Raw genomic sequence first — 12,407 nt, 5'->3', positions numbered from 1 at the left:
CGTTAGAAAGTCGGTATAGCTCCTTAACCGATTGGCGGGAAAGGACGATAATTGTGAAGACCCCGAGAATGGTACCCAACGGGATGAATAAGCAGAGGATGCAAGCTATCACAAAAGAAAACCAGTATTTCTCGTGGCGGCTGAGAAATCTACCCGAAAGAATCGTAGAAATCGCTAAAGCTGCTCCTAGCAGTGTTATTGTTAAACCTTTTAGAAAGTCTAATAGAACTCGGATGGGTAACTCTTCCGACGGCATTGGGTATGGTTGAGGGAAAGCCATTATAAAAAATTGAAGCAAGAAAAGGCAAGAGAAAAAAAGAATTAAAAAAAGAGGGCCAGCACCAATTATTCCTCCCACAATGTAGTGAGATATTGACAATAATCTTAGGTATTGTCTGTCATTATTTCTGTTCATATAGGTAATTAATCATAGAAATCTACACAACATCATATCGAAGCTGAAAATTTTTTTGGTCAGGGAATTTACTGGAATAGAAATGATTTTAATTCTCCCATAGTTTCTCGATAAAACTGAATTAGCAACGAATATATCCACTTCAGCTATCGAACTATTTTTATTAGTATAGATGAGAAAAGCAGACCGTGATTGGGTTGTCGCTTTTGGGGATATCTCGTGTAGTCATCCTGATATCAACTCCCTTCCCAAGCTTTAGGGAATTCTGATTGACTCGATTCCCACTAACGATGTGTCCGGTAAAACCTAGCTTATTTTGCTCCTTGTCTGTACACACCCATAATAATAAAACAGGCCTGCGGCCTGTTTCACTGTTAGATTAAGAATAATTAATCCTACCTAATCTCGCGGACTACTGGCTTACCGTCGATAATTTCACCGACGAGAATCAGATCAGCAACCCCGACAAATAAACCATTTTCTAAAACCCCCGGTATATTATTAATAGTTCTTTCCAAATCAGCCGGATCATCGATACTATCAAATTTAACATCGATAACTAAATTGCCTTGATCTGTCACCACGGGGCCAGCTTTTTTCACTCCCATGCGGAGAGAAGGTTTACCACCGAGTGCCTCCAATTTTCGCATCACCGGAGTCATGGCCATGGGTAACACTTCCACCGGCAAAAGAAAAGTCGATCCCAACTTATCTACCAGCTTATTGCCATCCACCACCACGACAAAAATATCGGCGAGACTATCGACAATTTTCTCCTGAGTATGGGCAGCACCGCCACCCTTAATCAGGTTTTTCTGGGGATCCACCTCATCGGCCCCATCGATAGCGATATCCATCTTTGCGATGACATCGAGGGTAGTGAGGGGAATTCCGTACTTCCTAGCCAAAACTTGCGCTTGAAAAGAAGTAGGAACCCCGACAATATTGCTGATTTCCCCGCTTTGCAGTCTAGCGCCCAGATACTCGATCGCATAGGCCGTCGTTGAACCAGTTCCCAATCCCACGACCGAATTAGATTGAACTAGATTAGCGGCGGCCTTACCGACCTCCTGTTTCATGATAATGATCGGATCGATTGCTGTCATGATGCACATTCCTAAAAGCGATGTTTTGAACCTCTTAGTTATCGGCTATCCCTTGCCCTCTTGTCAATGGAATTAGGGATTAGTGGCCTGAGCTGCTAACATTTCCTTGAGTTTAGCCAATTCATTGGCCCAACGGGGATCTGGCTGTAAAGCGTCACCATCACCGGTAACTTTCGGGGTACTGCTGCTACCCCGGTCAGCCTTGCGTTTTTTGCCGCCGCCGCCGCCACCACTGGATTTGCGCGGTGCTGCCGTCGTCGGTTTCGGAGTCGGTCTTTCGACTTTTTCCGGGGTTTCTACGCTGGCCTCCGGCCCTTCTGCTTCTTCTCCTTCTTCTTTACCTCCCTTGCTGCGGGGGAGAGCTTTCTCGATTTTGATCGGGTTTTCCATGAAGGATTGACCGTTGTATTTTTCGATAAACTGGTCAGCTAGTTCATCGCTAGGGACGGTAACGAAGGCAAAACCGCGACATTTGCCAGTTTTGCGATCTTTGATGACTTTAGTGGCGATCGTATCCCCTTCATCGGCAAAAAGCGCCTGTAATTTTTCGCGCTCGACGGATTCTTTGGGTAAATTACCAACGTATAGACGAACGGACATGATGGATTCCTCCAAGTATAGGGTGATTTGACATACTCCCACCGTCAAGCTACGCTGTGACGGGGGATTCTTTCCACATTGCTGTTAGAAATTCCTTGTTCAACGAGACAGCTTAGATTCTCAATGTCTCCATTAAGAATCCAGAGGCCGGACTCTCCCAAGGCGTTTGGGTCGGTTTCTGTTTGCCCAACAGTACCGTTGAGATAATTTCCCAAATATTGTAACCCTTTTTTAAGAATATTTATTGCTGCATTATGATCCCTATCTAAGACTGTTTTACAGTTAGGACATTGATGAGTTCTAGTGCTTAATGTTTTTTGCACTCTCGTCCCACAAACTGAACAATCTTGAGAAGTGAAATGCGGTGGTACAGCAATACAGACAATCCGATAAATCTTGGCAAAATAATTCAACCATTCGGTGAATTGATACCAAGAAGCATCACTAATTGACTTGGCAAGCTTACGGTTTTTGACTAAGTTTCTTACCTTTAAAGCTTCATAAACTACCAGATCATTAGACTGGACTAACGCCACAGCGTCTTTAATTGCTTTGTCTTTACGTTGTCTTGATACTTTAAGATGAAGCCTAGCTACTTTTACCCGTTGCTTGTGATAGTTATTAGACTGTTTCTTTCCTTGACGAAATCGTTTTGATAATCTACTTTGTGCTTTTTTAAGTCGTTTTTCTGACTTGCTTAAATAACGTGGATTTTCCACAGTATTGCCTTGAGCGTCAGTATAAAATTCCTTTAACCCTAAGTCAATTCCTGTTATTTGTCCCGTTGGTTTATGGTATTCTTGCCGTTCTACGTCAATCAAAAACTGACAATAATAACCATCAGCACGTCTAATAACTCTTACCCGTTTAATCTGTTGCTCTGAATAATAAACTAAGGTTTTTTGACTACACCATAAATCAAATTCTCCTGCTTTAAAGCCATCAGTGAACTTGATTTTACGTCGATCATCAGATAGTTTGTAGCCTGTTAGTTTGTACTCAACGGAACGGCTATGCTTTTTGAACCGAGGAAAACCCTTTTTCCCTGGTATCTTAGCATGACAATTTTTATAGAATGTACTAATTGATTGCCAAGCTCTATCAGCAGCAGATTGACGAGCTTGAGAGTTTAATTTATTAACCCAAGGTGTTTCTTTATTGTTAGCTAGTACCGCGCAAAGTTTTTGGAGATCATTGCGGGTTGTCCCTTGATTGTCCAGCCAATGACGAACACAAGAATTACGCACAAACTGAGAAGTTCTGATAGCTTCATCGAGCCGGTGATATTGCTCTGGTGTTCCGTTTTTTAGCTTCGCTTCTACGACTAGCATCTAACAATCCTCGACCCTTGCCTAAGTTATTTATAACACAGTTTACCCACAGATGGTGGAATTAAACCGATGCTCCGCGGTTGATATTCTGGTCGGATTTCATCCCCCGCAAAGCTGAGTATCTTGTCGAAAAATGTAGCGGGGGCATTCATCCGACATTTTAGGTAAAAACTTGTGCGACATTCCGTGCCTGTATGCTGATTTTTTTAAGGCAAACAGAGCTAAGGAGGATGTTTCCCAGCGATAAGCTTGTAGTTTCTGCACGATAGCGGCTGTGTCCGTCAATTTTGACTATCCTTAACGATTTCAACGAGAGGGACGGGATCTAGGGGTTACGTTTTTAGCTGTTAACAGGGCTAATCATTCAACTTACCCGATTTATGTCGCTCTCTTCGATTATTACAGAATGTTTACACAATTTGTCAAATATTTTCCCTCGCTCCGGGCTGCCCTAGGGAAAAATAGGTATAACTACTTAAGTATTTGTTCACAGTAAGCAAAATTTTCTGAAAACTCTTGCTAAATGTATCATTATATGCTTCTTTCCTTTTGGCGGCGGGGTATCCTAGCTAACGAGAGGAAAAAAGCAAAACCCTCTTTACAGATACATTGACACTTTGTCAAGTATTTGTTACATTAGTTAAAAAAGGTGATACCAATCACCCATCTCGCTTGTTATCAACCACTGTCTTCATCGAGGAGGAACACCATGTCTCAACCGATCGAACTTTCCTTAGAACAACAGTTCAACATTCGTTCTTTTCAGACTCAGGTAGAAAAAATGAGTCAGGAGCAAGCGCAGGACTTCCTGATCAAGCTCTACGAACAAATGATGGTCAGAGAAAATATGTACAAAGCTTTTCTCAAACACCAGTGGGGTCTAGATTCTAATCCCTGGGCCCCCCAGTAACTCATTTCACCCCTGCGGGCGACCTCTTTCTCCGGCTGGGTTTCTGCGGAAACGAGCTAGGGATGCGGGGCGCATTTCTTCACCTTTTTAGCTATTCTTAGGGAAGAATAACCGAATTGCTAGGGGTTAATTTATGTTCGAGCGCGCTTTGATCTGTACAGATCTTTTCGATGGTCTCCATCGTCTTGTCCATTGTGTGCCACACTTAGCCCTGAGCGGCTTAAAACAAGTTATCTTCCTCCACAGTATTCCGATTTGGGAACAACTCACCCTAGCTGCCGTAGATCAAGCAAAAATTGATGCGGCCAAAGAAAAATTATCTCCAGCTTTAGCAAATATTCCCGACGGTATGACAGTTATTGTCGAAATCTCTAACCGTCGTCCCGTGGATGCCGTGCGGGAAATCCTCGCCCATCATTCTATCGACGTGATTTTGATGGGAAATCCCCGGCGCGGCGCTGTCCAAGAAAAATTATTCGGTAGTACCAGTTTAGCGATCGCAGGTATTACCGATATTCCGCTGCTGATTTTCCGACCGCAATTATTATCAGTTTATACTCACGATGAATTAGCCCTGCGCTGTCAGCATCTCTGGAAACATTTATTAATTCCCTACGATGGCAGTCCCGACGCAATTTATCTAATTGAACAGATAGAAAAATACGCTCAAACTCGCTCCCCTGGGTCTTTTGAGCAATGCCTCCTCGTCCGGGTAGTGGAAAATATCAGTCGCGATCCCGGTGTCACCGAATCTCGTTTAAATGATGCCCGTCGGGAATTAGAATCGGTGCAAGTGCGACTAGAAAAACTCGGTTTGCAAGTACAGAGCCAAGTGCGACAAGGAACACCTGTATTAGAAGTTTTGACGGCAGCAGAAGAAGATGATATCAGTGCGATCGCTGTGGCCACCTGCCATCGTTCCAATATGTTGGAATGGTTAGCCGTGCGTCGGATTAATGAAGATATTCTTCATCAACTGTGGTTCCCCTTATTATTTTTCTCACCGAAGGGATAAGCTAGAAAAAAGACCCTCTTGGTTTAGCTGGGTTGGATAAACCACAAAGGCACAAAGGACACAGAGAGGAAGACAGATTCGATCGCTAAAATCTATCACACAAACGACAAGAGAGCCGAAAATTTTTTGGGGAAAGTTAACTTAAGTAAGTAGTTATAATTAAATTAAAGATAGATTTTGCCTCTGATCTCCGCTGCCCCTCCTAGGGTTGATTCATAGTAGGGTTGATTCATAGCAGGGTTGATTCATAGTAGGGTTGATTCATAGTAGGGTTGATTCATAGTAGGGTTGATTCATGAATCAACCCTACCCAAACTCCTTGATAAGGTGGGGATATGAAAACTTTTAACACCTACCTACTTAACTGCTCGATTAATCCCACAACTTTAGCCTTAATTTCATCGCGAACTCGGCGAAAAGTTTCGATAGGTTGACCATCGGGATCATCAATTAACCAATCCTCGAAAATTTCCTGTAAAACCCATCCTTCCGGCAGATTGACACCGCAACCACATAGGGAGATAACGGCATCGTAATCTTCGGGATTAAAATCCCTAATTGGTTTAGAAGTTTGGTCGGTAATATCGATACCAATTTCTTCCATAACTGCGATTGCACCGGGGTGAACTTTGGCCGCTTCTAATCCAGAACTGGTGACAGCAATTTTACCCGCACCTAAAGTTTTAGCGAAACCTTCGGCGATTTGGGAACGACAGGAATTTTTTCTACAGGCAAACATGACTTTTTTCATGATTTTAACTCCTAGAAATTGATTTAATTAATAGCTTTATGGGCAATTGTGGCTATTTCTTGGGCGGCTTTTTCCTTCCTTTCACTATAGCGATCGGTCAGATAATCTACCTGATCTCGCAGGAGAATGGTAAACTTATAAAGTTCCTCCATCACATCAATAACTCGATCTCGATAGGGGGAATCTTTCATCGTGCCATCCTCGTTAAACTCCTGATAAGCTTTAGCCACCGAAGACTGATTAGGAATAGTAAACATTCGCATCCAACGACCAAGAATTCGCAGAGTATTAACCGCGTTAAAAGATTGGGAACCTCCGCTTACTTGCATAACTGCTAAAGTGCGTCCTTGAGTAGGTCTAACCGCACCAATACTTAAGGGAATCCAATCAATTTGGTTTTTGATAATGCCGCTAATATTGCCGTGAAGTTCGGGAGATGACCAGACTTGACCCTCAGACCATTGACTTAATTCTCGTAATTCTTGCACCTTGGCATGAGTATCGGGAACACTGCCATAAATCGGCAATTCACGGGGATCAAAAAAGCGCACTTCTGCCCCAAATTCAGTGATAATTCTGGCAGCTTCTTCTGCTAGTAAACGACTGTAGGAACGTTCCCGCAAAGAGCCATACAGAAAAAGAATTCTCGGTTTGTGAGTCGATTGGATCATGGTGAATAATTATTTGTAAGAACTCAAGCAACGAGGATCGAGAAGGGTGGCTTTTTCTGTATCTCTGGGAAACCAAAAGGCGGTTTTTTTACAGAATTCTACCAACATTAACATCACAGGTACTTCAATCAATACCCCCACTACTGTCGCTAAAGCAGCCCCCGAATTCAATCCGAATAACATCACCGCAGTGGCGATCGCTACCTCAAAATGATTACTAGCACCAATTAAAGCAGCGGGAGCGGCATCTTCGTAAACTAAATTGAGTTTGAGAGCGGCTACATAACTAAGTAAAAAAATCAGATTAGTTTGAATAAAGAGGGGAATAGCAATCAGGAAAATATGCAGGGGATTACTAACAATTAAATCGCCTTTGAAAGCAAAGAGGAGGATTAAGGTTAACAATAAGGCAGTGATTGCCACAGGACTGAGATAGTGAAGAAAACGCGATTCAAACCAGGCCCGTCCTTTATGTTTAAAAATCCAGTGACGGCTATAGATACCGGCAATAAGCGGTAAACCAACGTAGATTAACACAGAAAAAACAATGGTCTGCCAAGGCACTACAAAATTATTAGCTGCCAGCAACCATTTACCTAGAGGAGCGTAGAGAAAAAGCATCGCTAGGGAATTGACTGCTACCATAATTAGGGTATGACCCTGGTTACTGTAGGAAAGATAGCCCCACATCAAGACCATGGCCGTACAGGGTGCAATTCCTAGTAAAATAGCTCCAGCAGTGTAGGAACTAGCTAAACTTACCGTCTGTCCTCGGATAATCTCCGTTTGACTCAACCAAGGCAGAAACAGCCAGCCGAGAAAAAATTGAGCCAGCGCCACCATGGTAAAGGGTTTGATCAGCCAATTAACCACTAAAGTTAAAATAACTGGTTTGGGAGTACGGGCAGCCCGAAGAGCTTGAGAAAAGTCGATCTTAACCATGATCGGATACATCATGAAGAAAAGACAGATGGCGATCGGAATAGAAACGTTATAGACACTCATGGCATCTAAAGTCCGCGCTACGTCCGGAAATGACCGACCGAGGGCAATTCCCGCCAAAATACAGAAAATAACCCAAAGGGTAAGATATTTTTCAAAAACACTAAGGCTACCACCAGCTTTGGCGGCTTTAGGATTGATTTGATTAGTCATCGCACAAAGGTGGAAAGGGAATGATGGGAGATTGGGTAATCCACCTTTATTATTTCAAAAAAAGTTGATATGTCAAGGGTAAAAGCCAGTCATAAAGCTTTAATATTTCTAAAAATCTTGATCGGTTACTGATTTTCCTCGCAGAAACGAGCGGGGACGAGGGCGGCAAAACGACGATATTCGGATAGATATTCTTCTAGGAGAAGAAATTGAGATAGATTTAGGCTGTAGTAGATCCAACGACCTTCTTGACGACTGCGGACTAAATTGGCTTCTTTTAGCGTTTTTAGGTGAAAAGATAATTTAGATTGGGCGATATCGAGATGGTCGCGCAATTCACAGACGCATAATTCCTGATGTCGCAACAGTTGCAAAATTTGCAGCCGTAGGGGATCCGAGAGTGCCTGAAAACCAGTGTAAATTTGGGTTAACGAGTCGGGAGATGTGGTCAGAGAGTTGAACATTGAGATAGTCCCTCGGTGGGAAGGAAATAGGAAAGCGGGAAAATTCAGAATTGCAACAAAACTTTATGTATTTTTGTATCGAATCAGGAAAACCAGCGAATCATCCCCTGTATGATAGACAATGGTTTTGACCAGATTAGCCCTTAAAATTATTGTAAACAGGTTAGGAGACATCATGGAATTATTTGCGGCTCTCAATTTAGAACCCATTTTTCAACTCACCTTCGTGGCGCTAATCATGTTAGCTGGCCCCTTTGTCATTTTCCTACTAGCTTTTCGTGGTGGTGACCTATAAAAACCACCTCTCCCCATTGTTATTCGTGCTTTTTTGACTTCTCTCCTCTTTAGGGAGAGATTTTTTGTCTAAAAGACAGGATCTTAATCGGAAAAGGTATAAGCAAAATTTATTCATTGACTCCAGAAAGTTGAGAATATTTAAATTAACATTCCGCAATATTTACAAATTCTTAAAAATTAATTGAGAAAGATTTTTATTTAACAACGATGTTATGATGGTTACAGCGATTTTACTGAATTTCATAATGGGCTATTCTGTGCTTTTTTGGGCAGCAGTGGCTGAAACCCTTGCCACACCTAGAAGGTAATCCTAATCAAGACGGGTAAATGAGTCAATTTCACCCACAACGATGATCTTTTTTTTGTGTAGTTTTATTGCAAAAAAAAAGTTTTTTTGACAAAAAGCACAAAGTATGATAAGGGTAGTGGGGAGAATAAATAAAAGCAATCTCCTGATTACTGATTACTGATTACTGATTACTGATCACTGATTACTGATTGGGTGTCACCTTATCAATAACCTTGAGAGTGCCGTCATCATTAACAGTCCAGACATCATAACTACCGACTACATCGCCATTTTCATCTATATCCACATTGCCACTGGCCCCTTGATAGTTAATATCCTCGCCTTTGCGAATCATTTCCATAGCTTGACAAGCATCGGTTACTTCCGTCCCAGGACCATTAGCCACCTCACGAATCTTGCTTTGAATCCCTTCACCAGTGTTAGATTTAGCCGCCTCGGCCGCTAACATCAATAAAACCGCCGCATCCCAAGTATGGGGAACAAAAGCGGTGACATCCTTGCCGGTTTTTTCTTTCCAGAGAGTAGTAAAAGCGCTTAAAGCTTGACCGTTGGCCCCGGGGACCGTGCCTAGGGCGCCGGCAATAATTGACTTACCATCGGTTCCTTTCCCCACCTGTTTGGTGAAATCTTCCGAATAAACCCCATCGGTGAGGAGGACAGTAACTCCTTTGGTCAACCCCTGTTTATAGGCCGCTTGTAGTAATAAACTGCCCGTTTCAGCGTAAAGGACTGCCGCTACAGCATCCGGTTGGTTAGCGAAGGCAGCCGCCGCTTCACTATCGAGAGTGGCAGCTTTCGGGTCATAACGGACAGGATTCTGCTTATTAGTGATCGTGCCGCCTAATTTATCGAAAGCACTCACGAATTCCCGTTCAAATCCGACTCCGTAATCGTTATTGATCACGACGGTGGCCACATTTTGAAAACCCTTTTTCTTAGCTAGGACAGCTAAAGCTTGAGCTTGGTAGGTGTCCGGGGGAGCGGTTCGCGCCCAAAAACCTTGAAAATCGCCTTTTTTCGCCCTGTCAGTAAATACAGGACTGGTGCTACCCGGAGAGACTAACATAACGTTCTTTCTCACCGCCACATCGACGGCTGCTCCTGAGACGCTACTGGCAAAGGAACCGATCACACCGGCTACTTTATCCACCTCCGCTAGTTTCGTCATCGCCGAAGCACCGGCGGCGGGATCGGTTTGGTCATCTTCTTTCACGAGGGTGACGGGTTTGCCATTGACTCCACCACAGGCATTGATAGTCTCTACCGCTAGGGCAGCCGCTTCGGGCATATTTTGACCAATAGCGGCTAAATCTCCGGTAATGGGCAGTAAAGCCCCTAATTTTAAGCCTTGATCACCGGGGCCAGTGGTGGTGGGACTAGAGGCGTTGTTATCGGGGGTTTGGGCATTATTACAAGCGGTTAAAAAATTAGCTAAGAGGCTGATGCTCAGGGTTAGGGCTAGGGGCGATCGAATATATCTCTGCATGGCAGTAAAATCAAGGATGAGTTAAGGTTGCAAGGCTGAAAAACCCTGACTGGGAAAATTCTAATCGATGTTAGCATTCTCTCCAAATCAAACAGGTTTTCATCTTAATTTAGATATTGATCGAAAAAATGGCTAATTTGTTCGATTTATGCCGTCGGGTGTGGTGTGTGGGAAGTTTTTTCAGTGTTGCCAAAGGCACGGCGTAGCCGTCCAGTAAACAGTAAACAGTAAACAGTAAACTGAAAACGGTTCTTTTTGTTTGTCTTAGGCAATAAACGGGGCTATAAGGGATAAAACCCTTATATATAAAGACATTGATGCGATCTTTGTCAATTGTTTTCCCTCTCTAACGAACTAATCAATTAAGTCTCTTGCCAGATAAGGATTTAGTCGATTTATGCCCCCCGATCGAACTATACCAAGTAACGAAGAATCCTGAAAACTCGCATCTGATAACTGATAACTGATAACTGGTAACTGATAACTGAAAACCCCACTTAGGAAGCTTTGGCTAAAACGGTCTTCTGGTTTAAAAACTGAATTGCCGTTTGGTATTGACTATCTTTTTCGGTGCCGATTTCCTCATAGGTGATCGGTTCCTGTGCCACCACTTGATCCGGGATAATTCCTAACTTATGAATATCATGGTGGGCAGGAGTTTCATATTTAGCGACGGTAATCGCTAATCCTGCCCCATCGGGTAACTCGAATAGGGACTGAATTAATCCCTTACCGAAAGTCTTTTCTCCCACTAAAACCCCCCGTTGATTGTCCTGTAATGCTCCGGCTAAAATCTCGCTGGCGCTGGCGGTTCCCTGATTGACTAAAACGACTAAAGGCGAGTCGGTTAAAGCATTACCAGAAGCGGCAAAACTATCGGCAATTCCCTCGCGATTAACCGTATAAACGATAGTTCCCTGATTAATCCACATCCGAGCGATTTCTATGCCCGCTTGCAGTAAACCACCGGGGTTATTTCTTAAATCTAAAATATAACCCTTTGCCCCTTGTTTTTGTAAATTCGTCACTGCCTCCGAGACTTCTTTGGCAGCGTTAGCACTAAATTGATTTAAGCGCACATAACCGATCGGCAAGGAACTAGAATTTTTATCCAAAACCGCTACCACTGGACTTAAAGAAATGCGTTGACGGGTTAAAGATAGGGTTTTTGGTTGACTTTTTTGATAGGGAAGAATAACTAAGGAAACTTCTGTTCCGGCAGTCCCGCGCATTTTTGCCGCCGCCGCATCGAGGGTTAAAGTAGTGGTATCGATACCATCAATAAACAAAATGCGATCGTGGCTAGTCAAACCAGCGGCCTCAGCAGGAGAACCAGCAAGGGGGGCAACTACTTCTAAGTAACCATTATCTGGATTGATATTAATTTGCAGTCCTACCCCCGATAATTCCCCCGTGGTGCTAATTTGTAGGTTATGGTATTGATCCGGTCGCAAGAGACGGGTAAAGGGTTCATCGAGGGTGGCTAACATCTGTTCGATCGCATTGTAGGCCGCCGTCCGGTCGTTGAGGGGTTTTTTGATGAATTGTTCCCGCACCTGCCACCAGTTTTGATGATTAAATGTGTCATCATAATAAGATTGGTTGACTAATCGCCAAGATTGTAGTAATAATTTTTGTTCTTCGCTAAAGGCGGCTGCTGTGGGTGTCCATGCCATCCAAGTCAGACAAAACCAAAATCCCACTAATAATCCCACCCACAACGATTTTTTTCTCATCTTGCTTCTCTTATAAATCAAGTGCTGATCTGCTGATTATTTTCAGTATAGTCTTTTCTCTGAAATCGATTCTTATCTGGTAACTCTTTCCCTTGAAGGCATTCCCATAAAAAAGAGGGTAGTTATGGTTAACCACCCCAAAAAATTCTGCTAGATCGGT

The 12,407-nt window shown here is 43.2% G+C and carries 13 protein-coding genes; 4 read left to right on the top strand and 9 right to left on the bottom strand.

Features of this window, described 5'->3' with window-relative positions; translation table 11 throughout:
- The first annotated feature begins 98 nt into the window (after positions 1–98).
- Positions 99–269, top strand: a complete 171-nt coding sequence (locus H6F92_RS10990) for a hypothetical protein (protein WP_190357858.1) — start codon at positions 99–101, stop codon at positions 267–269.
- Positions 270–810: 541 nt separating this feature from the next.
- Here H6F92_RS10990 and rpiA read toward each other — a convergent pair.
- From rpiA to H6F92_RS10975, 3 genes are all read right to left on the bottom strand, one after another.
- Complete coding sequence (rpiA, locus tag H6F92_RS10985) at positions 811–1,521, bottom strand: ribose-5-phosphate isomerase RpiA (protein ID WP_190357857.1); 711 nt, start codon at positions 1,519–1,521, stop codon at positions 811–813.
- Positions 1,522–1,593: 72 nt separating this feature from the next.
- Positions 1,594–2,121, bottom strand: coding sequence for an RNA recognition motif domain-containing protein (locus H6F92_RS10980; RefSeq protein WP_190357856.1), 528 nt, complete (start codon positions 2,119–2,121; stop codon positions 1,594–1,596).
- A 44-nt stretch (positions 2,122–2,165) separates the two neighbouring features.
- On the bottom strand, positions 2,166–3,452 hold the full coding sequence (locus H6F92_RS10975) for an RNA-guided endonuclease InsQ/TnpB family protein (protein WP_190357855.1): 1,287 nt from the start codon (positions 3,450–3,452) through the stop codon (positions 2,166–2,168).
- Positions 3,453–4,161: 709 nt separating this feature from the next.
- Here H6F92_RS10975 and H6F92_RS10970 point away from each other — a divergent pair.
- Positions 4,162–4,362 (top strand): NblA/ycf18 family protein, encoded by a 201-nt coding sequence (locus H6F92_RS10970; protein ID WP_002739006.1) that lies wholly within the window; start codon positions 4,162–4,164, stop codon positions 4,360–4,362.
- Between the two features lie 133 nt (positions 4,363–4,495).
- Entirely contained in the window at positions 4,496–5,377 is an 882-nt protein-coding gene (locus H6F92_RS10965) for a universal stress protein (RefSeq protein ID WP_190357854.1), read from the top strand.
- Positions 5,378–5,729: 352 nt separating this feature from the next.
- On the opposite strand, the gene arsC is transcribed toward H6F92_RS10965, so the two are convergent.
- The 4 genes from arsC to H6F92_RS10945 all read right to left on the bottom strand — a co-directional run bounded on the left by arsC (position 5,730) and on the right by H6F92_RS10945 (position 8,418).
- Positions 5,730–6,128 (bottom strand): arsenate reductase, glutathione/glutaredoxin type, encoded by a 399-nt coding sequence (gene arsC / locus H6F92_RS10960; RefSeq protein WP_190357853.1) that lies wholly within the window; start codon positions 6,126–6,128, stop codon positions 5,730–5,732.
- 23 nt (positions 6,129–6,151) lie between these two features.
- Positions 6,152–6,799, bottom strand: coding sequence for an arsenical resistance protein ArsH (gene arsH / locus H6F92_RS10955; RefSeq protein WP_190357852.1), 648 nt, complete (start codon positions 6,797–6,799; stop codon positions 6,152–6,154).
- 9 nt (positions 6,800–6,808) lie between these two features.
- On the bottom strand, positions 6,809–7,954 hold the full coding sequence (gene arsB / locus H6F92_RS10950; RefSeq protein WP_190357851.1) for an ACR3 family arsenite efflux transporter: 1,146 nt from the start codon (positions 7,952–7,954) through the stop codon (positions 6,809–6,811).
- A gap of 125 nt (positions 7,955–8,079) precedes the next feature.
- Positions 8,080–8,418, bottom strand: a complete 339-nt coding sequence (locus H6F92_RS10945) for an ArsR/SmtB family transcription factor (protein WP_002737698.1) — start codon at positions 8,416–8,418, stop codon at positions 8,080–8,082.
- A 175-nt stretch (positions 8,419–8,593) separates the two neighbouring features.
- On the opposite strand from H6F92_RS10945, the gene psb30 reads away from it, so the two are divergent.
- Positions 8,594–8,713, top strand: a complete 120-nt coding sequence (gene psb30, locus H6F92_RS10940; RefSeq protein WP_002736367.1) for a photosystem II reaction center protein Ycf12/Psb30 — start codon at positions 8,594–8,596, stop codon at positions 8,711–8,713.
- A gap of 493 nt (positions 8,714–9,206) precedes the next feature.
- On the opposite strand, the gene H6F92_RS10935 is transcribed toward psb30, so the two are convergent.
- Together H6F92_RS10935 and ctpA are read right to left on the bottom strand one after the other, a co-directional pair.
- Complete coding sequence (locus H6F92_RS10935; RefSeq protein ID WP_190357850.1) at positions 9,207–10,511, bottom strand: ABC transporter substrate-binding protein; 1,305 nt, start codon at positions 10,509–10,511, stop codon at positions 9,207–9,209.
- A 497-nt stretch (positions 10,512–11,008) separates the two neighbouring features.
- Positions 11,009–12,247, bottom strand: coding sequence for a carboxyl-terminal processing protease CtpA (ctpA, locus tag H6F92_RS10930; RefSeq protein ID WP_190357849.1), 1,239 nt, complete (start codon positions 12,245–12,247; stop codon positions 11,009–11,011).
- Positions 12,248–12,407: the final 160 nt, after the last annotated feature.

This window comes from Microcystis wesenbergii FACHB-1317, assembly GCF_014696875.1.
Classification (GTDB): domain Bacteria; phylum Cyanobacteriota; class Cyanobacteriia; order Cyanobacteriales; family Microcystaceae; genus Microcystis; species Microcystis wesenbergii_A.
This window is presented reverse-complemented; position numbering and strand designations above follow the sequence as displayed.